A 23,480-nucleotide genomic window follows, 5' to 3' on the forward strand; every position below is an offset into this window, starting at 1 on the left:
AAGCTGCTTAGTGTGCTTCTCATCACGCCTGGGTCGCGAAGCCTCGACCCGGGCTTTCATTAGGTCTCATGGAGGACACTTTGAAGCGCAACAAGATCGGCGTCGCGGGCCTCGCCCTGCTCGGCGCCACCAGCCTGGTTCTCGCCGGCTGCGCCAGCAACACCGGCGGCAGCGGCAACGGGAACGAGGGCACCGGCGGTTCGACGGATGCGGTCATCACGACCAACGGCTCCGAGCCCCAGAACCCGCTCATCCCCACCAACACCAATGAGACCGGTGGTGGCAAGGTCATCGACTCGATCTTCGCGGGCCTCATCTCCTACGCGGCTGATGGTTCGGTCGTCAATGACGCCGCCGAGTCGATCACCACGGACTCGCCCACGCAGCTCACCGTCAAGATCCGCAAGGGCCTGACGTTCACGAACGGTGAAGAGGTCACTGCCGACAGCTTCATCAAGGCGTGGAACTACGGTGCGCTGGCTTCCAACAAGCAGAACTCGTCGTACTTCTTCGAGGACATCGAGGGCTTCAGCTACGACGAGGACTCGGAGCTGTCGGGTCTCAAGAAGGTCGACGACCACACCTTCACCATCACGCTGAACAAGCCGGCCGCCGACTTCGCGCAGCGCCTGGGCTACTCGGCCTTCGCGCCGCTCCCGTCCGTCGCGTTCGACGACATGAAGGCCTTCGGTGAGAACCCGATCGGCAACGGCCCCTACAAGCTGGCCAAGGAGGGCGCGTGGCAGCACGACGTCCGCATCGACCTGGTCCCGAACGAGGACTACGACGGTCCCCGCAAGGCGAAGAACGGTGGCCTCGACATCGTCTTCTACGCGAACCAGGAGGGTGCCTACCAGGACCTGCAGGCCGGCAACCTCGATGTGCTCGACGCGATCCCCGAGAGCGCGCTCGAGACCTACGAGTCCGACCTCGACGGTCGCGCGGTCAACCAGCCCGCCGCCATCTTCCAGTCGCTGACGATCCCGGAGTGGCTCGACGGCTTCCAGACGGACGAAGAGGGCAAGCTCCGCCGCGCCGCGATCTCGCACGCGATCAACCGCGAAGAGATCACGAAGGTCATCTTCAAGGACACCCGCACGCCTGCGAAGGACTTCACCTCGCCCGTCATCGACGGCTGGAGCGACTCGGTCCCCGGTAACGAGGTCCTCGAGTACGACCCCGAGCTCGCCAAGGAGCTGTGGGACCAGGCGAACGCGATCAAGCCCTACAACGGCGAGGACTTCACGATCTCGTACAACGCCGACGGCGGCCACCAGACGTGGGTCGACGCGGTCGCGAACTCGATCTCGGGCACGCTCGGCATCACCGCCGTGGGCCAGCCCTTCCCGGACTTCGCCACCTACCTCGACGCCCGCGACAACGAGAAGGTCGACGCGTTCCGCTCCGGCTGGCAGGCCGACTACCCCGGTCTGTACAACTTCCTCGGCCCGCTCTACGCGACCGGTGCCGGCTCGAACGACGGCAAGTACTCGGACGCGAAGTTCGACGACCTGATCGCCAAGGGCATCAGCGAGACGGATGAGGCGGCGCGCAACGCCACGCTCCTCGAGGCGCAGTCGGTCCTGTTCGAGGACCTTCCGGCCATCCCGCTCTGGTACTCGAACGTGAACGGCGGCTGGGCCGACGGCGTCGAGAACGTCGAGTTCGGCTGGAACTCGGTGCCGCTCTACTACGAGATCACCAAGTAACCCGCACACAGCATCACCTCACGCGAGGCGGTGACGGTCACCCGTCACCGCCTCGCGGCGTGACCCGACCATCTCACCGTTCTCACAGCCGACGGGCTGAGGATTGGGTGAACAGGGGCACCGCGCAGCGGGGCCCTTCTTCGTGCGTCAGCACTGATACGTCTTTTCCCTGGAAGGGGGCCGAGGGTGGCCTATTACATCCTCCGACGGATCCTTCAGGTCATTCCGGTCTTCATCGGCGCGACCCTGTTGATCTATTACATGGTCTTCGGACTCCCCGGCGACCCCGTCGCCGCACTCTTCGGCGACAAGCAGCCGCCGCAGGCCGTCATCGAGGCGATCCGCGACCAGTACAAGCTCAATGAGCCGTTCATCGTCCAGTACGCGAACTATCTCGGCGGTATCCTGCGCTTCGACTTCGGGACGACGTTCTCCGGGCAGAGCGTGAACGACGTCCTCGCCCGCACCGTCCCGATCACGATGCGCCTGGCGATCATGTCCGTCGCGATCGCGTTCGTGCTCGCGCTCATCATCGGCGCCCTGTCGGCGGTGTGGAAGGGCTCGATCTTCGACAACGGCGCCCTCGTGACGGCGCTGATCTTCATCGCCATCCCGATCTTCGTGCTCTGCTTCCTCGCCCAGTACTTCCTCGGCGTGCAGCTCGGCTGGTTCAAGCCGACCGTCGGCGGACAGAACGACTGGGGCGACCTCTGGTTGCCGGCGATCGTCCTCGGCCTCAGCATCTACGCCTCGAGCATGCGCCTCACGCGCGCCTCGATGATCGAGTCGCTCGGCCAGGACTGGGTGCGGACCGCCTACTCGAAGGGCCTGTCGCGTCGCCGTGTCATCCCGGTGCACGTCCTGCGCAACTCGATGATCCCGATGGTGACCGACACGGCAACGCAGTTCGGCGTCCTCATGGTGGGAGCCACCGTGACCGAGGGCATCTTCAACGTGCCCGGCGTCGGGAACACCCTGTTCAACGCGATCATCCGCCACGAGACCCCAACGGTCGTGTCCTTCGTCACGATCTTCGTCGTCATCTACGTGCTGGTGAACCTGGTCGTCGATCTCCTGTACGGCCTGCTCGACCCGAGGATCCGCTATGTCAAGTAACACCACCCACTACGTGGCGCCCGCCCGCACCGAGACGGTCGTGGTCGACCAGCTCCGCCTGAGCGAGAAGAAGAGCAACCTCTGGCTGGATGCCTGGCGTGACCTCCGTCGCCGTCCGACGTTCTGGATCTCGGTGGTGTTCTGCCTCATCATCGTCGTCATGGCGGTCGCCCCGACCCTGTTCACGTCCGTCGGCCCGTCCGGCGGTGCATGCGTGCTGGGCAAGAGCAACGCCGGCCCCGAGCCGGGGCATCCGCTCGGCTTCAACCTCCTGGGCTGCGACATCTGGTCGCGCGTCGTGCACGGCACGAGTATCTCGATGTCGGTCGGTATCCTGGCGACGGTCATCTCCACTGTCATCGGCCTCATCATGGGCGCCCTCGCGGGCTTCTACGGCGGATTCCTCGACTCACTCCTCTCGCGCGTCGGCGACATCTTCTTCACGATCCCCTACATCGTCGCGGCGGTCGTGGTGATGTCGGTGCTCGCCGAGCACAAGAACGTCTTCGTCCTCGCACTCGCGATCGGCGGGTTCTCGTGGGCGAGCACGGCGCGTATCGCGCGTGCCGAGGTGCTGCGGGTGAAGCAGTCCGATTACGTGATGGCCTCCCTTTCGATCGGGCTTTCGCGTTTCCGCACCCTGCTCACGCACGTCATCCCGAACTCGATGGCGCCCGTCATCGTCGTGACGACCCTGGGCCTCGGCACCGCGATCGTCGCCGAGGCGACGCTGTCGTTCCTGGGTGTCGGTCTCGGCGGTGTGTCGTGGGGCGCCGACATCAGCCAGGCGCAGTCCTCGATCCGCACCGCGCCGCTGGCGCTGTTCTGGCCGTCGCTCGCGCTGACGGTCTCGGTCCTGGCGTTCATCACGCTCGGCGAGCTCCTGCGCGATGCGGTCGACCCGAAGTCCAGGGCCCAGCGATGAGCGCCACCGAGAACCCGTCCAGCCGCGCTTCGCTGCGCGGCAGCCACAAGGAGAGCGCCGTGTCGCAACCCCTTCTCCAGATCCGCGACCTGAAGGTCGCCTTCTCGAACGGCAAGAAGGAGCGCGAGGTCCTCCACGGGGTCGACCTCGACGTCTTCCCGGGAGAGACCGTCGCCATCGTGGGCGAGTCCGGTTCGGGTAAGTCGACGACGGCCGCTGCCGTCATCGACCTGCTTCCGGGCACCGGCAAGGTGACGAGCGGATCGATCCTGCTCGACGGGGTCGACCTGACGAAGGCGAGCCGTCGCGACATGGAGGCGATCCGTGGTCGCGACATCGGCTACGTCCCGCAGGACCCGATGTCGAACCTCAACCCGGTCTGGTCGATCGGCTTCCAGGTCGAGGAGGCCGTGCGCGCCAACGGTCTCGCCTCCAGCCGCAGGCAGGCGCGTCAGCGCGCGATCGAGGTGCTCAAGCAGGCCGGGCTCGCCGATGCGGAACGGCGCATGCACCAGTTCCCGCATCAGTTCTCGGGTGGGATGCGGCAGCGCGCCCTCATCGGCATCGGTCTCGCCGCCGACCCGAAGCTCCTGATCGCCGACGAGCCCACCAGCGCGCTCGACGTGACGGTGCAGCGGGTCATCCTCGATCACCTCGCCTCGCTCACCCGTGAGAAGGGCACCTCCGTCCTCTTCATCACGCACGACCTCGGACTCGCGGCGGAGCGCGCCGACCGGATCGTCGTGATGAACCAGGGTGAGATCGTCGAGGCGGGCCCGAGCCGGGTCATCCTCGAGAACCCCCAGCACCCCTACACCCAGCGGTTGGTGGCCGCTGCCCCGAGCCTCGCGTCGCAGCGCATCCAGGCCGTGGCCGAGCGGCGCGGCGTGGAGCACCTCGGCGAGGTCGTCGACGCGAAGCCCGTCGTGGAGGTGCGCGATCTCGTCAAGGAGTACAAGATCCGCTCGGGGGGCTTCCGCAGCGAGCCGTTCCGTGCGGTGGACGGTGTCTCCTTCCAGATCCCGCGGGGTAAGACGCTCGCCCTCGTGGGGGAGTCGGGGTCGGGCAAGTCGACCGTGGCGAAGATGGTGCTCCAGCTCGAGCAGCCGACGAGCGGCGCCGTGATCGTCGACGGTGCGGACACCTCGGGCATGAACCGCAAGGAGGTCTTCGCCCTCCGCAGTCGCATGCAGCCGGTCTTCCAGGACCCGTACGGGTCGCTCGACCCGCTCCGCAGCATCGGTGCGCTGATCGCCGAGCCGCTTCGCGTACACGGCGTGGGTGACGAGAAGTCCCGACGCGACCGCGTGTTCGAGCTGCTCGAGCAGGTGTCGCTTCCGCGCGAGGTCGCGTGGCGCTACCCGAACGAGCTCTCGGGCGGTCAGCGTCAGCGCATCGCGATCGCGCGAGCCCTCGCCCTCAAGCCGTCGATCGTCGTCCTCGACGAGGCGGTGTCGGCGCTCGACGTGCTCGTGCAGGACCAGATCCTGCGCCTGCTGGCGGAGCTGCAGTCCGAGCTTGACCTGACCTACCTGTTCATCACCCACGACCTCGCCGTCGTCCGGGTCGCGGCGGACCTCGTGTGCGTCATGGAGCAGGGCCGTGTCGTCGAGCAGGGCACGGTGGACGAGATCTTCGCCTCGCCGACGCAGGAGTACACCCGTCGTCTTCTCGACGCGATCCCCGGTGCGGATATCCCGCTCGGGGGGCGTGCGTGACGAACCACACCGAGGGCGGGGGAGGCGGGCGCGATGCTCGCTTCCTCCGCCCTCGGGTGTTCCGTGCCTCCTCGACCCTCTTGTCCTTCTGGGTGGTCGTCGCGATGCTCGCCTTCTTCCTGGGGGATGCGGCGGTGCGGGGGAGCTGGCTCTTCCTGGCGAAGTGGACCGCCCCGCTCCTGCTGATCGGCTGGGGGGCGTGGCTGCTCTTCTGGCGGTCGCAGGTGAGGGCCGATCGCGAGGGTGCCGTGGTGATCAACGCGCTCCGGATCCACGATCTGCCGTGGTCCTCGGTCGAGGAGGTCGTGCAGTCCGCACAGCTGCGTGTCGTCCTCGTCGGCGGCCGGCGCATCGACTGCTGGGGCGGACCGTTCCCCCCGCGTCGACGGATGACGCGGACGCCCGAGCCGTCGGCGGATGCGGCGCTGGTCATGGAAGCGCTGCGTGAGGCGGCGACGCCCTCCGAGCGTGTCGCGACCTCGCGCTGGGACGTCCCCGCGCTCCTCGTGGGAGTCGCCCTCGCGGCCCTCACGATCGCCTCTGTGACACTTGTGCATCCGTGAAGTAAAGATCGTGAAACGAACTGTTCACCGTTTCGATGGATCTGTGGGCATGTTTGTTAGCGTTGTGCGGGCGGGGCAGCGAAGCCCCGTTAGGCAAGGCGTCCTCGACGCCGGAACGGCCGGAGAGGACACCCGAGACGCGTGACGCTGTACTTGATCAGGAGAATCCTGAACTACGCGATCCTCACCCTCGTCGCCACGTCGCTGGCGTACGTGCTCGCGAGCATCGGACTCGTCCCTGAGCGACGGTTCCTGCAGCGGAACCCTCCGGTTCCGCAGTCGACGATCGACGGCATCCTGGACCGCTGGGGTGTGAACCCCGAGGACCCGCTCCTGCTCCGCCTCTTCCGGTGGCTCGGCAATCTCTTCACCCAGGGTTCGCTCGGCCTCACGACGGGCAATCAGCCGGTCGTCGAGGAGATCTTCGTCCGCGCCGGGGTGAGCCTGCAGCTGCTGCTGGTGGGCTCGATCATCGGCGCCATCCTGGGCGTGATCCTCGGCGTCTGGGGCGCCGTGCGCCAGTACCGCACGAGCGACCGCATCGTCACGGCGGCGTCCTACCTGCTGTTCGCGACCCCCACCGTCGTCATGGCGATCCTCCTCATGATCCTCGCCACCTACTTCAACCAGGCGGCGGGGTCCCAGATCATCCGGTTCACCGGTCAGTACTCGCCGGGCATCCCGAACGAGTTCTGGCCTCAGCTGGGGGACCGCCTCTCGCACCTGCTGCTGCCGACCCTCGTGCTGATCCTGGGCGCCGCAGCCTCGTACAGCCGGTACCAGCGCAGCGCGATGCTCGACGTCCTCGGCGCGGACTACATCCGCACCGCACGTTCGAAGGGTCGCACCCGCGGGTCCGCGCTCGTGCGTCACGGTGTGCGCGTCGCGCTCATCCCCATGTCCACGTTCTTCGCCTACAGCTTCGGCACCCTGGTCGCCGGGGCGACGATGCTCGAGATCATGTTCGGCTGGCACGGGATGGGCGAACTCACGATCCAAGCCGTGCAGCAGGACGACATCAACGCGGTGGCGGGATCGACGATGTTCGTCGCGGTCCTGATCCTCTGCTCGTCGACCCTCTCAGAAGTCTTGTACGCCGCCCTCGACCCGCGCGTGCGGAGGTAATCATGGTCATCCCTCTCGAACAGTCCGCCGAGGTCGCCGAGCTCTCGGTCTCCGCGGATCAGAAGACCCGCAAGCCGCTCACGCGTTCGCGCTTGATCTGGCAGCGCCTGCGCTCGTCGAAGCAGTTCTGGATCGGCACGATCGTCCTCGTCGCGATCGTCCTGTGGGCGGTCGTCGGTCCGCTCGTCTGGCCGATCTCGCACACCACGCGCGATTACTTCTCCCTCAACCAGGCGCCGAGCGCCGCGCACCCGTTCGGTACGGATACGCTCGGCTACGATCTGTTCGCCCAGACGATGGCCGGCCTGCGCATCTCCCTGATCGTCGGTTTCGTCGCGGGTCCGCTGGCCACGCTCATCGCGGGCTTCGTGGGAGCGATCGCCGGGTACGTCGGCGGATGGAGCGACAAGGTCATCGCGTGGTTCATCGACCTGTTGCTCGTGCTGCCCGCCTTCTTCATCCTCGTGCTGCTCTTCCCGTTCTTCCGGGAGTCCGGCTGGATCGTCATGACCTTCTTCCTGGCCCTGTTCGGCTGGATGATCATGGCGCAGGTGATCCGTTCGCAGACGCGCTCGCTGCGTGAGCGCGAGTTCGTGAAGGCCGCGCGATACATGGGCTTCGGCACGTGGTCGGTCGTCACCCGCCACGTCGTCCCGAACGTCGCCTCCCTCCTCATCATCGACGCCACGCTGGGTGTCGGCGCCATGATCCTGGCCGAGACGAGCCTCAGCTTCTTCGGCTTCGGCGTGCAGGCGCCCGAAGTCTCGCTCGGAACCCTCATCGCCGCCGGAAACACCGCTGCGGCCACCCGACCCTGGCTGTTCGTCTTCCCCGCGGCGACCCTCGTCGTCCTGCTCCTGAGCCTGAGCCTCGTCGGCGACGCTCTGCGCGACGCCATCGACCCCACTTCCGGAGCCAACCGTGGTTGACGAACTGCTGCACTCGATCGACACGAGCGCCCGCGAACGCGGCCGCCCGATCCTCGAGGTCAAGAACCTCTCCGTCACGTTCCCGCAGCGCGACGGGTCACCCGTGCGCGCCGTCCGCGACGTCAGCTACTCGATCCACGAGGGCGAGTTCCTCGGGATCGTGGGCGAGTCCGGCTCGGGCAAGTCGGTCTCCTCGCTCGCGGTGATGGGCCTCCTGCCCGACACGGCTCAGATCGAGGGCGAGATCCTCTTCCAGGGGCAGAACCTGCTGTCGCTCGACGACCGGCGGCTCTCCCGCATCCGCGGCCGCGAACTGGCGATCATCTTCCAGGACCCGCTGTCGGCGCTGACCCCCGTCTACACCGTCGGCGATCAGATCGCCGAAGCGCTGCGACTGCACGAATCGGCGCTCAGCAAGCAGGCCGCCGCCGCGCGCGCCGTCGAGCTCCTCAAGATCGTCGGCATCCCCGACGCCCCGCGCCGCGCCAAGGCGTTCCCGCACGAGTACTCGGGTGGGATGCGGCAGCGCGCGATGATCGCCATCGCGATCGCCAACAACCCGCGCCTCATCATCGCCGACGAGCCGACGACCGCGCTCGACGTGACGATCCAGGCGCAGATCCTCGAAGTGCTCGAGGAGGCGAAGCGGATCACGGGTGCCGCCGTCTCGCTCATCACTCACGACCTCGGTGTCGTGGCCGGTCACGCCGACAACGTCGGCGTCATGTACGCCGGGAAGATGGTCGAGTACGGCAGCGTCGAGACGATCTTCCGCGAGCCCGTCATGCCGTACACGGTGGGTCTGCTCCGATCGGTGCCCAACATCCGCACCGCAGGCACCGAACGCCTCGTCCCGCTCGAGGGTCGCCCGCCATCTCTCGCCTCGCTCCCGAAGGGCTGCCCCTTCGCCGCACGCTGCCCCGCCGCGATCGCGGTGTGCCACGAGGTCGAGCCCGAGCTCGTCCCCGCCGGGAAGGCCGTCGGGCAGCTCGCCGCGTGCCATCGCTCGGACGAACTCGCCGAGGGTGTCCTCCGGCGCTCCGACATCTTCCCGCGGCCCGAGCCGCTGCCGGCCGAGGTCGTCGCCGAGACGACGGAGGCTCCCATCGTCGAGGTGCGCGACCTCAAGCGGCACTTCCCGCTCTACCGCGGCGGCGTGTTCCGCCGTCGCGTGGGTGACGTCAAGGCCGTGGACGGTGTCTCCTTCGACCTCCGCGAGGGGCGCGTGCTCGCCCTCGTGGGCGAGTCGGGGTGCGGCAAGACCACCACCATCCTCGAGATGATGGAGCTCACCGCCCCGCAGGGCGGGCGGATCACCTTCGACGGCAAGGACGTCGCCTCGCTGACCCGCAAGGGACGTCGGGAGCTGCGCCGCGACATCCAGATCGTGTTCCAGGACCCGGCGGCCGCCGTCGACCCGCGCCTGCCGATCGGAGAGGTCATCGCCGAGCCGCTGCTCGTGCACGACGTCCCCAAGGCCCAGCGCGACGAGCGCGTCGTCGAACTCCTCGAGCTCGTAGGCCTCGACCCCGCGATGGCGGACCGCTACCCGCACGAGTTCTCCGGCGGTCAGCGTCAGCGCATCGGCATCGCCCGCGCCCTGGCGACGAACCCGAAGGTGCTCGTCCTCGACGAACCGGTCTCGGCCCTCGACGTGTCGATCCAGGCCGGTGTGATCAACCTCCTGCAGGACCTTCGCGACCGGTTGGGCCTGTCGATGGTGTTCGTCGCCCACGACCTCGCGGTCGTCCGCCAGCTGGCCGACGACGTCTCGGTCATGTACCTCGGCCGGATCGTCGAGTCCGGACCGATCGCCGAGGTCTTCAGCAACCCGCGGCATCCGTACACCCAGGCCCTCATGTCGGCGGCGCCGATCCCGGACCCGCACATCGAGCGCACCCGGGAACGCGTGCTGCTCGACGGCGACCTGCCGAGCCCGGCCGTGGAGATCCAGGGATGCCGCTTCCGCACCCGCTGCCCGCTGTTCCGTCTTCTGCCCGAGGAGGACCAGCGGCTCTGCCTCGGCGAGTACCCCGATCTGGCGCGGCGCGGCCGCGTCGAGGTGGCCTGCCACCACGTCGAGAAGAACGTCCTCGTCGTCACCTGACCCCTGAACTCCGTCTTTTCCGGCGGACCCAAGAAGAAAGTAGATGCACATGATCCGTAAGACAGCACTTGCGGGTCTTGCTGTGCTCAGCGCGGGAGCTCTCATGCTCACCGCCTGTGCTGGCGGGACCACGTCGTCGCCGTCGCCGTCCTCCTCGGCGTCGCCCGAATCGCTCCCCCTGGTCGGCTACGAGACGGTGGACTACGGCGACCTCACCGACGGTGGCACGCTCAACCTCTCCGTCACGAGCAGCCCGACGGACGAGGGCAGCTGGAACCCGAACCACGCACTCGCGGCCAACGTCGACGTCCAGAAGCTGCTCGAGCCCACCCTGTCGGCGATGTGGACCATCGCGGACGACGGCAGCTGGACGGCGAACCCTGACTACGCCACCTCCATCGAGCTGACGAGCGAGGACCCGCAGGTCGTCACCGTCAAGCTCAACGAGAACGCCGTGTGGCCCGACGGGAAGCCGATCACCGCCGAGGACTACGTCGCCACGTACGCCGCCGCCGGCGGCGCCGCCGACGGCTACGAGACGGTCCCGTCGTCGGTGTTCGACGCGATCGATAAGGCCGAGGTCGTCAGCGACTTCGAGTACACGGTCACCTTCAAGGGTGCCTACGCCGACTGGCCGAGCCTGTTCCTGACCCCGGTGCTCCCGGCGGACATCGCCAAGGACAAGGAGGCCTTCAACAGCGGCTTCGCGTCCGAGGCCGTCCCCTCCGCGGGCCCGTACGTCGTCGACTCGATCGACAACAGCGCCAAGATCTTCAAGCTGGTTCCCAACCCGAACTGGTGGGGTGCCAACAAGCCGAAGCTCGACAGCATCACCTTCAAGGTCATCGCGCAGGAGACCCTGCCGCAGGCCTACTCCAACGACGAGATCGACGCGATCGAGATCCAGACGCCCGACGCCCTGGAGACCGCCAGTGCCAAGGCAGGATCCGTCGTCGGCCGCTCCGGCGGTGTCACCTGGTCGCACCTGACCTTCAACGCGACCGCGGCGCCGTTCGACGACGTCAACGTCCGCAAGGCCATCGGTATGGCGATGGACCGCGAGCTGATCGCCCGCGTCGCCAACGAGCCCCTGGGCGCCCCGGCGACCACGCTCGGCGACTGGATCTTCATGCCCGGCCAGGCCGGCTACAGCGACGTCTTCGGCGAGAAGATCGGCAGCGACCCCGCTAAGGCCGAGCAGACCCTCGAGGACGCCGGTTGGACCAAGGAGGGCGACTCCTGGACGAAGGACGGCAAGCCGCTCGAGTTCGCCATCACGGTCCCCGCGGGCACGCAGTCGAACATCAACCGCGCGCTGGGCGTCCAGGACGCCCTGGCCAAGATCGGCGTCAAGGTCACCCTCAACGAGGTCCCCAGCGAGAACTACTTCACGAACATCGAGGCCGGGGACTTCCAGGCCGTGACGTTCGGTTGGCAGGGCACGCTGTTCCCGATCTCGTCGGCGGAAACCATCTACACGCCGGCCGACTCGCCGCAGAACTATGCCCGTGTGACGGACGACCGTCTCGCCGACCTGTGGGAGCAGGCCAACGCGGAGCTCGACGAGACCAAGCGTCTCGAGATCGCCAAGCAGATCAACGAAGTGATCGCCGACTTCCTGCCGAGCGTTCCGATCTACCCGTACCCCGAGGTGGAAGCCACCGACCAGGGTCTCGCGAACTACGGCACCGCCACGTTCAAGAGCACCGACTGGACGATGGTCGGCTACACCGAGTGATCTGAGCATCACTCACCTGCATCACCTGATCACCGGCGGGGCGGGGACCGAAAGGTCCTCGCCCCGTCGGCGTGTCGCGGGCTGCGGTAAAGTGGACTGCCGGCATCCCGGCATCATCCCTCTCTGCAAGGAACTCCCTTCATGGCGCACGCCCTCCGTCCTGACCTCCGTAACGTCGCGATCGTCGCGCACGTCGACCACGGCAAGACGACCCTCGTCGACGCCATGCTCCGCCAGACCGGCTCGTTCGGCGAGCACGCGCACGTCGAAGAACGCGCGATGGACTCGAACGACCTCGAGCGCGAGAAGGGGATCACGATCCTCGCCAAGAACACGGCGATCACGTACAACGGCATCCACACCGAGCAGCCGATCACGATCAACGTCATCGACACCCCCGGTCACGCCGACTTCGGCGGCGAGGTCGAGCGCGGCCTGTCGATGGTGGACGGCGTCGTCCTGCTGGTGGATGCCTCCGAGGGCCCGCTCCCGCAGACCCGGTTCGTCCTGCGCAAGGCGCTCGAGGCCAAGCTCCCCGTCATCCTCCTGGTCAACAAGACCGACCGCCCCGACGCCCGCATCGCGGAGGTGGAGGAGGAGGCGCACGACCTGCTGCTGGGTCTCGCCTCCGACCTGCAGGACGACGTGCCCGACCTCGACGTCGACGCGCTGCTCGACGTCCCCGTCGTCTACGCCTCGGGCCGCGCCGGCGCCGCCTCGCGCACGCGCCCCGACAACGGCTCGCTGCCCGACAACGACGACCTCGAGCCGCTGTTCGAGGCGATCCTCGAGCACGTCCCCGCTCCGTCGTACGACGACGAGGCTCCGCTGCAGGCGTGGGTCACGAACCTCGACTCCTCGCCGTTCCTCGGCCGTCTCGCCCTCCTGCGCGTCTTCAACGGCACGCTCAAGAAGGGGCAGACCGTCGCCTGGGTGCGCGCGGACGGCACGACGAGCAACGCCCGCATCACCGAGCTGCTCATGACCCGTGCGCTCGAGCGCTACCCCGCCGAGTCCGCCGGCCCCGGCGACATCGTCGCGATCGCGGGCTTCGAGAACATCACGATCGGTGAGACCATCGCCGACCCCGAGGACATCCGTCCCCTCCCGGCCATCACGGTCGACGACCCCGCCATCTCGATGACGATCGGCACCAACACCTCGCCGCTCATGGGCAAGGTCAAGGGGCACAAGCTCACCGCCCGCATGGTGAAGGACCGCCTCGACCGCGAGCTCATCGGCAACGTGTCGCTGAAGGTCGTCGACATCGGCCAGCCCGACGCGTGGGAGGTCCAGGGCCGTGGTGAGCTCGCGCTGGCGATCCTCGTCGAGAACATGCGCCGCGAGGGCTTCGAGCTCACCGTCGGCAAGCCGCAGGTGGTCACCCGGCGCGACGAGAACGGCAAGCTCACCGAACCGTTCGAGCACCTCACGATCGACGCGCCCGAGGAGCACCTCGGTGCCATCACCCAGCTGATGGCCGGCCGCAAGGGCCGTATGGAGACGATGACCAACCACGGCACCGGCTGGGTGCGCATGGAGTTCATCGTCCCCTCGCGCGGTCTCATCGGCTTCCGCAGCGAGTTCCTGACCATCACGCGCGGCACGGGTATCGCGAACGCGATCTCGCACGGCTACGACGAGTGGGCGGGCGCGATCTCGACCCGTCAGAACGGCTCGATCGTCGCCGACCGCGCCGGCGTCGTCACGCCGTTCGCGATGATCGCTCTCCAGGAGCGCATGTCGTTCTTCGTGCAGCCCACCGAGGAGGTCTACGAGGGCATGGTCATCGGCGAGAACTCGCGCGCCGACGACATGGACGTCAACATCACGAAGGAGAAGAAGCTCACGAACATGCGTTCGTCGACCTCGGACTCCTTCGAGTCGATGACGCCGCCGCGCGTGCTCACCCTCGAGGAGAGCCTCGAGTTCGCCCGCGATGACGAATGCGTCGAGGTCACGCCCGAGAAGGTGCGCATCCGCAAGGTCGTGCTCGACGCGACCGAGCGCGGCCGCGCCGCCTCGCGCCTGAAGCGCCAGGACGCCGGTTCCTGACGCGGTGACGGGGGAGGAGCAGCCCACCCGACGGGCGTGGCGCGACTCCCTCGGGGTGGTCCTCGCGACCAGCGCCTATGGGGTGTCTTTCGGCGCCCTCGCGGTCGCCTCGGGTCTGGACGTGTGGCAGACCTGCGTCCTCAGCCTGTTCATGTTCACCGGTGGATCGCAGTTCGCCTTCGTCGGTGTGATCGGCGGGGGAGGCCTCCCGGGCGCGGCGATCGCGTCGGCGGGGCTGCTCGGCATGCGCAACGTCGCCTACGGACTGCGCATGTCGCCGGTCGTGGGTACGGGCTTCTGGCGGCGTGCCGCGGCATCCCATTTCAGCATCGACGAATCGACGGCGGTCGCGCTGGCGCAGACGGATGCCGGTGCCCGCCGCATCGGCTTCTGGGTGACCGGCATCGGCATCTACCTCGGCTGGAACCTCACGACACTCGCGGGAGCGGTGCTGGGAGACGTCCTCGGCGACGTCCGGACCTACGGATTGGATGCCGCGGCCGCGGCTGCGTTCCTCGCACTGCTCTGGCCGCGTCTGCGCCGGCGTCAGGCGATCGCGGTGGGGGCGGCGGCGGCCGTCGTCGCGGCGATGTCGACCCCGCTGCTCATGCCGGGGCTTCCCGTCCTCGTCGCCGCGGTCGTCGCACTCGTCGTCGGCTGGACGAACTGGCTCGGCGCCCGCGAGACCACCACGGAGGCCGCGTCTTGACCCTGTGGCACGCCATCCTGCTCGCCTCGATCGTCTGCGTCGCGCTGAAGACCGTGGGGTATCTCGTGCCGCCGGCGTGGTTCGACGCGCCGCGTCCGTCGCGGACGATCGATCTGCTCACCGTCGCCCTGCTCGCCGCTCTCGTCGTCGTGCAGACCCTCGGTGCAGGCCAGGCGGTGGTCGTCGATGCGCGGCTGCCCGCCGTCCTCGTGGCCGCGGGCCTGCTCGTGATCCGTGTGCCGTTCCTCGTGGTCGTGGTCGCGGCCGCCGCCACGGCGGCGCTCCTGCGCCTGTGGGGCTGGGCGGCGTGATCGTCCCAGGGTGCGCGCCTAGACTGTGGTGGTGAACGCCCTGCTCGCCCGCGTCGCCACGTGGATCCTCGCCGCCGTCATCGGCGTCGTCTACGGCGTGGCCGGCACCATCGGTCAGGCGGCGGTGTGGGGTGTGGTCCCCGTCGGCCTGCTGGTCGCCTCGCTCGGTTTCATCGCCCTGCTGGTCGCCGTCCGCATCCTCACGGGGGAGCGCGCGTCGGCTCTGGCCTGCGGCCTCGGTGCGATGGTCGCGACCCTGCTGTTCGCCAACGAGGGACCCGGCGGCTCGGTCGTCGTGCCCGCCCCGCCCGAGGACGCGGCGATCACACCCGGCCTGATCTGGACTTTCCTGGTGCCGCTCGTGGCCGCGCTGGTCGTGGCGTGGCCGTCGGCATCCCGGCTCCGTTCCACGAACTAGACTCGTCGTGTGACGTATGTGATCGCTCTCCCGTGCGTGGATGTCAAAGACCGTGCCTGCATCGACGAGTGCCCCGTCGACTGCATCTACGAGGGCGAACGGTCGCTCTACATCCACCCCGACGAGTGCGTCGACTGCGGTGCGTGCGAGCCGGTCTGCCCGGTCGAGGCGATCTACTACGAGGACGACCTCCCCGCCGAGTGGCAGGACTACTACACCGCCAACGTCGAGTTCTTCCAGGACATCGGCTCGCCCGGAGGTGCCGCGAAGGTCGGTGTGATCGCGAAGGACCACCCCGTCATCGCGGGTCTTCCGCCGCAGGCGCACTGACCGTCCATGAGCGTCCGCGATCTCGCCGACTACCCGTGGGACGCCGTCGCACCGTACGCCGCGCGCGCACGGCAGCATCCTGACGGCATCGTCGACCTCTCCATCGGCTCTCCGGTCGACCCGACGCCCGGCGTCGTGGCGGACGCCCTGCGGCGTGCGACCGATGCGCACGCCTACCCGCAGACCGTCGGCACCCCGGCGCTGCGCGAAGCGATCGCCGCCTGGTACGCGCGGCGCCGCGGCGTCCCCGGCCTGACTCCCGCGCACGTGATCCCCACGGTCGGCTCGAAGGAGCTCGTCGCGCTCCTGCCGCTGCTCCTCGGGCTCGGCCCCGGCGACACCGTCGTGCACCCCCGCGCCGCCTACCCGTCGTACGAGGTCGGTGCCCGCCTCGTCGGCGCGACCGCGCTCGCCTCGGACGATCCGGGCGAATGGCCCGAGACGACCCGCCTGGTGTGGCTCAACTCTCCCGGCAACCCCGACGGCCGCGTGCTGGGCGTCGACGAGCTCCGCCGCGCCGTGCGTCGCGCGCGCGAGCTGGGTGCCGTCCTGGCCTCGGACGAGTGCTACGCCGAGCTGGGCTGGGACGGACCGTGGGCGGATGCCGCGGTGCCGAGCGTCCTCGATCCGCGCGTCACCGAGGGCGACCTCACCGCGCTCCTGTCGGTCTACTCGCTCAGCAAGCAGTCCAACCTCGCCGGGTACCGCGCCGCGTTCCTGGCGGGCGACACGGATCTGGTGGCGGGGCTCGTGACGGCGCGCAAGCACCTCGGGCTCATGGTCCCGGGTCCCGTGCAGGACGCGATGGTCGCCGCCCTCGAGGACGACGCGCACGTCGAGCACCAGCGCGCGCTGTACCGTGCGCGGCGCGACGTGCTGAAGCCCGCCGTCGAGGCGGCCGGGTTCCGGATCGACCACAGCGAGGGCGGCCTGTACCTCTGGGCGACGGCGGGGGAAGACGCCTGGACGTCGCTCGGCCGGCTCGCCGAGCTCGGCATCCTGGCCGGTCCCGGCCACTTCTACGGCGCGCATCACCCGCAGCACGTGCGCTTCTCGCTCACCGCGACCGACGAGCGCATCGCCGCCGCGGCGCGGCGACTGACGGCATCCGCGGGATCGTAGCGTTTCGTAGGTTTCCTCTCACGGATGCCGCGATCCGTTGGGCGCGTCAGGAGAGGTGCCATCTCCCCGTTAGGCTGTAGAGACCGCTCCCGACGACCGCAAGGAGGCTTCGTGACCAACGCGGACACCCCTCAGAAGGCCACCGTGACCATCGGTGACACAACCGCGGAGCTCCCGCTCGTCGCCGGAAGCGAAGGGGTACCGAGCGTCGACTTCTCGACGTTCACGAAGCAGACCGGGCACACCTCGCTCGACTACGGCTTCGTGAACACCGCCTCGACGAAGTCCGCGATCACGTACATCGACGGTGACCAGGGCATCCTGCGGTACCGCGGATACCCGATCGAGCAGCTCGCACAGCACAGCACCTACCTCGAGGTCGCCTGGCTCCTCATCTACGGCGAGCTTCCCACGGCGGACGAGCTGGCCGGCTGGGACGAGAAGATCCGGCGCCACACGCTCCTGCACGAGGACCTCAAGCACTTCTTCTCAGCTCTGCCGCATACCGCGCACCCGATGTCGGTCCTCTCGGCCGCAACGGCCGCGCTCTCGACCTACTACGAGGGCCAGAGCGACCCGCACAACCCGGAGCACGTCGAGCTCAACACGATCCGCATGCTCGCGAAGCTCCCCGTGATCGCGGCGTACGCGCACAAGAAGAGCATCGGGCACGCGTTCCTCTACCCCGACAACTCGCTGAGCTTCGTCGACAACTTCCTCAAGCTGAACTTCGGCAACAACGCCGAGCCCTACGAGATCAACCCGGTCATGTCGCGGGCGCTCGAGCGGCTGCTCATCCTGCACGAGGACCACGAGCAGAACGCGTCGACCTCGACCGTGCGGCTCGTCGGGTCGACCGGGGCCAACCAGTTCTCGTCGATCTCGGCCGGCATCAACGCGCTCTACGGGCCGCTCCACGGCGGCGCGAACGAGGCCGTCCTCGACATGCTCGCGCGCATCCGTGACTCGGGCGAGAGCGTGCAGCGCTTCGTCGAGCGGGTGAAGAACAAGGAAGACGGCGTCAAGCTCATGGGCTTCGGGCACCGCGTCTACAAGAATTACGACCCGCGCGCGAAGCTCGTCAAGGAATCCGCCGACGAGGTCCTCCGCGAACTCGGCGTCGAGGACCCGCTCCTCGCCCTCGCCAACGAGCTCGAGGAGATCGCGCTCAACGACGACTACTTCAAGGAGCGTCGCCTCTACCCGAACGTCGACTTCTACACCGGCGTCATCTACAAGGCGATGGGCTTCCCGACACGGATGTTCACGCCCCTGTTCGCGATCGGTCGGCTTCCCGGCTGGCTCGCGCACTGGCGCGAGATGCAGAACGACCCGCAGACCAAGATCGGTCGCCCGCAGCAGCTCTACACGGGAGCGACGGAGCGGGACTACCCGGTTTCCCGCTGACGCACACCCCGCACCCCGCTAGGGTGTGCCCATGGGGTGGATGCCGGGGGTAGGACTGACCTTCGACGATTCGGGTTTCGTCGACGACAGCGGGTACATCGATGACGGGGTGATCGGCGTGCCGCCGGGCATGGACGACGGCGGGTTCATGGATCCCACCGGCATGGACGGGATGGCGTCGGGGTTCTCGGCCGTCTTCGGCCTGGTCCTGGTGCTCGGCATCGTCGGGGCGGTCTTCGGGCTCGTCATCCGCGCGCGGAAGTACCGCATCCTGAGCGACGCGGGGATCGACCCGCTGACCGTGGATGCGCAGATCGCCGCCAAGGTGCTGCGCAGCGACGCGCTCGCGCCCGCGGCATCCGAGCCGGCGGTCGCGACACCGCCTGCCGCGCCGACCCCTGCCGTGCCGACCATCGAGCAGCGCCTGATCGAACTCGACGGTCTCCGGGCGCGCGGCATCATCAGCGAGGAGGAGCACCGCGAGGCGCGGGCCGCCGTCCTGAAGGGCTGACCCCTCAGGCGTGCAGGTCGGCGTTGAGGGTGACCCCGACGCCCTCGCGGCGCACGGCCTCGACGGCGCCCGTGAGCGAGTTGCGCCGGAAGAGGATGCCGCTCCGCCCCGACAGTTCGGCGGCCTTCGCCGTCGGGACAGTGCCGTCGGCCCGCGGCGTCTCGCCCACGAGGACGACCTTGGTCCCGCCGGTCAGGTAGAGACCCGCTTCGACGATGCAGTCGTCGCCGAGGGAGATTCCGATGCCGGCGTTCGCGCCCAGCAGGGTGCGGCGACCGATCGAGACCCGGTGGCTGCCGCCGCCCGAGAGCGTGCCCATGATCGACGCGCCGCCGCCGATGTCGCTGCCGTCGCCGACCACGACACCCTGCGAGATGCGTCCCTCGACCATCGAGGCACCGAGCGTCCCGGCGTTGAAGTTGACGAACCCCTCGTGCATCACCGTGGTCCCCGGCGCGAGGTGCGCCCCGAGCCGGACGCGCGAGGCGTCGGCGATGCGCACGCCCGAGGGGACGACGTAGTCGGTGAGCCGCGGGAACTTGTCGATCCCGGCGACCTGGATGCCGGCGCGCTGCAGCGTCGGGCGCAGACGGGTGAGATCCTGCGGGTGCATCGGTCCGGCGTTCGTCCACGCGACGTTCGGCAGGTGCCCGAAGATGCCGGTGAGGTCGAGCTCGTTCGGGGCGACGAGGCGGTGCGAGAGCGCGTGCAGGCGGAGGTAGGCGTCGGAGGTGCCCGCGGGAGGCGCGTCGAGGTCGATCTCGACGACGACGACACCGACGGTGACGGCGCGCCGCTCGTCGTCGCCGGCGTGGGCGGCGAGGTCGGTCGTGTCCACCTCGGCGGGTGCCCGGCCGACAGCCGGTGCGGGGTACCAGGTGTCGAGGACGGTACCGTCCTCGCTCGTCGTCGCCAGACCGATGCCCCAGACCCACCGTGCGTCACTCATGATTCCAGGCTATCGGGCCGTCGTTAGACTCGACGTCATGCCCCGGCTCGACCTCCGCTCCACCGCTGTCGACCTGACACGGACCATCTGCGACATCCCGAGCGTGTCGGACGACGAGACCGTCCTCGCGGACGCGATCTTCGAGGCCGTCTCGGAGCTGCCGCACCTCGAGGTCCACCGCGCCGGCGACACGATCGTCGCGCGGACCCGCCTCGGGCGCGCGCAGCGTGTCGCGATCGCCGGGCACATCGACACGGTCCCCATCAACGGTAACGTCCCGACCCGCGACATCGAGGTCGACGGCGAGCCGTACCTCTGGGGCCGCGGCACCGTCGACATGAAGGCCGGTGTCGCCGTCCAGCTGAAACTGGCCGCCGAGCTCACCGATCCCCGTGTCGACATCACCTGGATGTGGTACGACCACGAGGAGGTCGCCGCCGACCTCAACGGGTTGAACCGGCTCGCGGCATCCCGTCCTGACCTCTTCGCGGCCGACTTCGCGATCCTCGGCGAACCCTCCGACGGGCAGGTGGAGGGCGGCTGCAACGGCACCCTCCGCGCGGTCGTGCGCACCTCCGGCGTGCGCGCGCACAGCGCCCGTGCGTGGGTCGGCGAGAACGCGATCCACAAGGCCGCTCCGATCCTCGCCCGGCTCGCGGAGTACCGGCCACGCGAGATCGAGGTCGACGGACTGCTCTACCGTGAGGGCCTCAACGCCGTCGCGATCCGCGGCGGCATCGCCGGCAACGTCATCCCCGACGCCTGCGAGGTCGACGTCAACTTCCGCTTCGCTCCGAGCCGGGATGCCGCCGCCGCCGAGGCGCACGTGCGCGACGTCCTGGCGGGATTCGAGGTCGAGATCGTGGACCTGTCCGAGGGGGCCCGGCCAGGGCTCGACGCGCCGCTCGCGCGGGAGTTCGTCGCGGCCGTCGGCGCGGTGCCGAAGCCGAAGTACGGCTGGACCGACGTCGCGCGGTTCTCGGCGATGGGCGTTCCCGCGGTCAACTACGGCCCGGGCGATCCGCACCTGGCCCATCACGACGACGAGCGCGTGCCGATCGCGCAGATCGAGGACGTCGAGCGGGGCCTGCGGGCATGGCTGAGCGGCGACTGAGGTCCGCAGCCTCCGTCGCCGGCACCGTCGCCGCCGTCTACCTCTCGGCACGCCTCGTCACGACCCTGTTCTTCTGGGCCGCGGCGAGCCTCTCCGGACCCACCTCGCGCTTCGGCGCGGACGCCACCATCCCGTCGCTCGCGATGGGATGGGACGCCCAGTGGTACTGGGTGATCGCCGATCGCGGCTACCCGTCCGAGCTCCCGGTGAACGGCACCGGGCAGGTGACCGAGAACGCGTGGGCGTTCATGCCGCTGTTCCCCGTGCTCGCCCGGACGCTGGGCGCCGTCCTCGGCGGCTACCCGGCGGGAGCGGTGGTGCTGGCGCTCGTGGCGGGGTACGCGGCATCCGTGGTGCTCTTCGTGCTGCTGCGCGGACGCCTCGGCGAGACGGCGTCGCTCTGGGCGGTGGTGCTCTTCGCCAACGGTCCGCTCGCCGCCCTGTTCCAGATGGGGTACGCCGAGTCGCTCCTGCTGGTCTGGTTGTTCCTCGCGCTGTGGGCGCTCCAGCGCCGGCGGTTCGGCTGGATCTATCCGCTCGTCGTCCTGATGGGCTTCACCCGGCCGGGGGTGCTCGCGTTCGCCCTGCTGCTGGGCCTCTATGGGATCCATCGGTGGATCCGGCGGCGCGTCGATCCGCTGCCGACCCCGCACATCGTCCACATCATCGCCCTGGGCGCCCTCGCGACGATCGTGGGATTCGCCTGGCAGGTCATCGCCGGTGTCGCGACGGGGGATCCCTCCGCGTACCTCGAGACCGAGCTCGCCTGGCGGCGCAGCTGGGTCGGCTCCGAGGAGCAGTTCGTCCCCTTCGCCGGTTTCGTGCAGGCATCCTCGCTCTGGTTCGGCATCTGGGGGCTGCCGCCGATGCTCGGACCGATCGCCCTCGCCGTCCTGGTCGTGGGGGCCGCCGCGCTCCTCGTGCGGGCACCCCAGGTGCGCCGTCTCGGGCCCGAGATCCGGCTGTGGGGCGCGAGTTACCTCGTCTACCTGCTCGCGGTGTTCTTCCCGCAGTCGAGCGTGTTCCGGCTGCTGCTGCCCCTCACGCCCGTGGCCGCCGCCGTGGCGGTCCCGCCCTCACGATGGTGGCGGATCGGGATGCTGGTGCTGTGCCTCGGCGGGCAGTGGCTGTGGATCCACGAGATGCTCGCGCTCGGCGACACGTTCTACCGGATTCCGTGACGATAAGCGTCCGCTGAGAGGCGCGCGCGCCGAAGGCGATCAGCCCATTGGGTAGACTAATGGGGAAGGCCGAAGACGAAAGGGAGCCCCACAATGGCAGCCATGAAGCCGCGCACCGGAGACGGACCTATGGAGGCCGTCAAGGAAGGCCGCCTCATCATCGTGCGTGTTCCACTCGAGGGGGGCGGTCGACTGGTCGTCTCGGTGAACGACGACGAGGCGAAGGAACTCCACAGTGTTCTCAGCGGGGTCGTCGGTGCCGCCTGACCCCGACTCGATGCGAAAGGCCGGTCCCCGTGGGGACCGGCCTTTCGGCGTATCCGGCGTGCGCCGGGGTCAGCCCGCGTCGGCGACGGTCGTCAGCTGCAGGAGTCCCTCGCCGGCGATCGAGAGGGCCCCGAGGACCGCCGGGGAGGCCTGGGTCTCCTGGATCAGCGAGCGATACGCCGTCTCGAGGGGGCCGCGACGGACCGGGTCGGCGACGGCGCCGCCGGCCAGGACCCGCGGGACGAGCACCGTTCCGCCCGCCCGGGCGAGCCGGAGGCCGTGCTCGACGTACTCGATGACGCCGTCCGGGTCCGCGTCGATGAGGACGATGTCGTAGGAGGCCTCGTTCATCCGCGGCAGGACCTCGGCGGCGCGGCCCGTGATGAAGCGCGCGCGGGCGGCGGGGACGCGGGCGTCGGTGAACGCCTTCCGCGCCACGGCGAGGTGCTCGGGCTCCTTGTCGATCGTCGTGAGTGTCGCGCGGGGGGACCCGTGCAGCAGCCACAGCCCCGAGACGCCGCCGCCGGTGCCGATCTCGACGATGTTCAGCGCGCGGCTCGCCGCGGCGATCACCGCGCACTGCGCGCCCACCTCGGGACTGATCGGATTCGCGCCGATCTCGAGGGCGTGCGCTCGCGCCCGGGCGATGGCATCGGGTTCGACCGTCGCCTCGGCAGCGAACCTGCGGACCGCCTCGTGATCTCCCATGTGGTGAACCTCCTCCGCCCAGCCTAGGCGGGCCCGCATGCCGCAACCCTCAGGCGCACGGGTAACCTGGGAAGCATGTCGAACGGGCTCGATCTGGAGAAGATCCTCCTCATCGCGCTCATCGCCGCACTCCTGCTGGGGCCCGAGCGCCTGCCCGGTTACGCGGCCTCCCTCGCACGTCTGACGCGCCGCGTCCGCGACTGGCTGGACGGCGCGCGGACACGCGTCAAGGAGGAGATGGGGGACGACTTCGACGAGATCGAGTGGCGCAAGCTCGATCCGCGGCAGTACGACCCCCGGCGCATCATCCGCGAGGCGCTCATCGACGACGCGCCCGTGAAGCCCGTCGCCGCCGGGGCGGCGGCGATGACCGCGGTCGCGGCGCCTCCGGCACCCGAGGTCACGACGGCGGTCGATGCGGTCGATGCGGGCGTCGTCCCGTTCGACTCCGAAGCCACCTGACCGGCG

The 23,480-nt window shown here is 69.0% G+C and carries 23 protein-coding genes; 21 read left to right on the plus strand and 2 right to left on the minus strand.

The annotated features are described in order from the left end of the window. Positions 1-68 precede the first annotated feature (68 nt). The 17 genes from ACPEH2_RS03080 to ACPEH2_RS03160 all read left to right on the plus strand — a co-directional run bounded on the left by ACPEH2_RS03080 (position 69) and on the right by ACPEH2_RS03160 (position 18,793). The gene (locus tag ACPEH2_RS03080) at positions 69-1,709 is read left to right on the plus strand and encodes a peptide ABC transporter substrate-binding protein (RefSeq protein ID WP_254631949.1); all 1,641 of its coding nucleotides are present in this window, start codon (positions 69-71) and stop codon (positions 1,707-1,709) included. Between the two features lie 186 nt (positions 1,710-1,895). Further along, positions 1,896-2,825 (plus strand): ABC transporter permease, encoded by a 930-nt coding sequence (locus ACPEH2_RS03085; protein WP_064001796.1) that lies wholly within the window; start codon positions 1,896-1,898, stop codon positions 2,823-2,825. Beyond that, positions 2,815-3,750, plus strand: a complete 936-nt coding sequence (locus tag ACPEH2_RS03090; RefSeq protein ID WP_217530292.1) for an ABC transporter permease — start codon at positions 2,815-2,817, stop codon at positions 3,748-3,750. The genes ACPEH2_RS03085 and ACPEH2_RS03090 overlap by 11 nt, the downstream gene beginning before the upstream one ends. Continuing rightward, positions 3,747-5,468: an ABC transporter ATP-binding protein gene (locus ACPEH2_RS03095; protein ID WP_217530290.1), complete on the plus strand. Its 1,722-nt coding sequence runs from the start codon at positions 3,747-3,749 to the stop codon at positions 5,466-5,468. Before ACPEH2_RS03090 ends, ACPEH2_RS03095 begins: the two co-directional genes overlap by 4 nt. Next, complete coding sequence (locus ACPEH2_RS03100) at positions 5,465-6,031, plus strand: hypothetical protein (RefSeq protein WP_064001799.1); 567 nt, start codon at positions 5,465-5,467, stop codon at positions 6,029-6,031. Before ACPEH2_RS03095 ends, ACPEH2_RS03100 begins: the two co-directional genes overlap by 4 nt. A 141-nt stretch (positions 6,032-6,172) precedes the next feature. After that, entirely contained in the window at positions 6,173-7,156 is a 984-nt protein-coding gene (locus ACPEH2_RS03105; protein WP_064001800.1) for an ABC transporter permease, read from the plus strand. A 2-nt stretch (positions 7,157-7,158) separates the two neighbouring features. Then, positions 7,159-8,085, plus strand: coding sequence for an ABC transporter permease (locus tag ACPEH2_RS03110; RefSeq protein ID WP_064001801.1), 927 nt, complete (start codon positions 7,159-7,161; stop codon positions 8,083-8,085). Continuing rightward, positions 8,078-10,192: a dipeptide ABC transporter ATP-binding protein gene (locus tag ACPEH2_RS03115; protein WP_423718233.1), complete on the plus strand. Its 2,115-nt coding sequence runs from the start codon at positions 8,078-8,080 to the stop codon at positions 10,190-10,192. The genes ACPEH2_RS03110 and ACPEH2_RS03115 overlap by 8 nt, the downstream gene beginning before the upstream one ends. Before the next feature lie 49 nt (positions 10,193-10,241). Further along, the gene (locus tag ACPEH2_RS03120) at positions 10,242-11,930 is read left to right on the plus strand and encodes an ABC transporter family substrate-binding protein (protein WP_217530287.1); all 1,689 of its coding nucleotides are present in this window, start codon (positions 10,242-10,244) and stop codon (positions 11,928-11,930) included. A gap of 141 nt (positions 11,931-12,071) precedes the next feature. Further along, the gene (gene typA / locus ACPEH2_RS03125; protein ID WP_253033964.1) at positions 12,072-13,985 is read left to right on the plus strand and encodes a translational GTPase TypA; all 1,914 of its coding nucleotides are present in this window, start codon (positions 12,072-12,074) and stop codon (positions 13,983-13,985) included. 4 nt (positions 13,986-13,989) lie between these two features. Next, a complete protein-coding gene (locus ACPEH2_RS03130; protein WP_423718234.1) occupies positions 13,990-14,694 on the plus strand; it encodes an AzlC family ABC transporter permease in 705 nt (234 codons plus the stop codon). After that, positions 14,691-15,005 carry an AzlD domain-containing protein gene (locus ACPEH2_RS03135; RefSeq protein ID WP_363378066.1) on the plus strand — a complete coding sequence of 105 codons (315 nt, stop codon included), beginning with the start codon at positions 14,691-14,693 and terminating at the stop codon, positions 15,003-15,005. The genes ACPEH2_RS03130 and ACPEH2_RS03135 overlap by 4 nt, the downstream gene beginning before the upstream one ends. Before the next feature lie 31 nt (positions 15,006-15,036). Beyond that, positions 15,037-15,423 carry a DUF6113 family protein gene (locus tag ACPEH2_RS03140; RefSeq protein WP_217530258.1) on the plus strand — a complete coding sequence of 129 codons (387 nt, stop codon included), beginning with the start codon at positions 15,037-15,039 and terminating at the stop codon, positions 15,421-15,423. Positions 15,424-15,432: 9 nt separating this feature from the next. Further along, positions 15,433-15,753, plus strand: coding sequence for a ferredoxin (gene fdxA / locus ACPEH2_RS03145; protein ID WP_217530257.1), 321 nt, complete (start codon positions 15,433-15,435; stop codon positions 15,751-15,753). 6 nt (positions 15,754-15,759) lie between these two features. Next, positions 15,760-16,875, plus strand: coding sequence for a succinyldiaminopimelate transaminase (gene dapC / locus ACPEH2_RS03150; protein WP_253033961.1), 1,116 nt, complete (start codon positions 15,760-15,762; stop codon positions 16,873-16,875). Positions 16,876-16,986: 111 nt separating this feature from the next. Then, positions 16,987-18,282: a citrate synthase gene (locus ACPEH2_RS03155; protein ID WP_064001808.1), complete on the plus strand. Its 1,296-nt coding sequence runs from the start codon at positions 16,987-16,989 to the stop codon at positions 18,280-18,282. A 31-nt stretch (positions 18,283-18,313) separates the two neighbouring features. Further along, complete coding sequence (locus ACPEH2_RS03160) at positions 18,314-18,793, plus strand: SHOCT domain-containing protein (protein ID WP_423718237.1); 480 nt, start codon at positions 18,314-18,316, stop codon at positions 18,791-18,793. Positions 18,794-18,797: 4 nt separating this feature from the next. Here ACPEH2_RS03160 and dapD read toward each other — a convergent pair whose 3' ends face one another. Further along, positions 18,798-19,742 (minus strand): 2,3,4,5-tetrahydropyridine-2,6-dicarboxylate N-succinyltransferase, encoded by a 945-nt coding sequence (gene dapD / locus ACPEH2_RS03165; protein WP_366213223.1) that lies wholly within the window; start codon positions 19,740-19,742, stop codon positions 18,798-18,800. 37 nt (positions 19,743-19,779) lie between these two features. On the opposite strand from dapD, the gene dapE reads away from it, so the two are divergent. The 3 genes from dapE (at position 19,780) to ACPEH2_RS03180 (ending at position 22,304) form a co-directional block, all read left to right on the plus strand. Next, positions 19,780-20,856 (plus strand): succinyl-diaminopimelate desuccinylase, encoded by a 1,077-nt coding sequence (gene dapE, locus ACPEH2_RS03170; protein ID WP_423718238.1) that lies wholly within the window; start codon positions 19,780-19,782, stop codon positions 20,854-20,856. Continuing rightward, a complete protein-coding gene (locus tag ACPEH2_RS03175) occupies positions 20,838-22,037 on the plus strand; it encodes a hypothetical protein (protein ID WP_423718239.1) in 1,200 nt (399 codons plus the stop codon). The genes dapE and ACPEH2_RS03175 overlap by 19 nt, the downstream gene beginning before the upstream one ends. Before the next feature lie 93 nt (positions 22,038-22,130). Next, positions 22,131-22,304 carry a DUF3117 domain-containing protein gene (locus ACPEH2_RS03180; RefSeq protein ID WP_064506455.1) on the plus strand — a complete coding sequence of 58 codons (174 nt, stop codon included), beginning with the start codon at positions 22,131-22,133 and terminating at the stop codon, positions 22,302-22,304. A 69-nt stretch (positions 22,305-22,373) separates the two neighbouring features. Here the strand turns inward: ACPEH2_RS03180 and ACPEH2_RS03185 are convergent, their stop codons facing one another. Further along, positions 22,374-23,012, minus strand: a complete 639-nt coding sequence (locus ACPEH2_RS03185; RefSeq protein WP_253033956.1) for an O-methyltransferase — start codon at positions 23,010-23,012, stop codon at positions 22,374-22,376. 75 nt (positions 23,013-23,087) lie between these two features. Between ACPEH2_RS03185 and ACPEH2_RS03190 the strand changes: the two genes are divergently transcribed. Continuing rightward, complete coding sequence (locus ACPEH2_RS03190) at positions 23,088-23,474, plus strand: hypothetical protein (RefSeq protein WP_064001812.1); 387 nt, start codon at positions 23,088-23,090, stop codon at positions 23,472-23,474. Positions 23,475-23,480: the final 6 nt, after the last annotated feature.

Source organism: Microbacterium sp. NPDC064942, from assembly GCF_049545525.1.
In the GTDB taxonomy this organism is placed as follows: Bacteria; Actinomycetota; Actinomycetes; order Actinomycetales; family Microbacteriaceae; genus Microbacterium; species Microbacterium gawkjiense.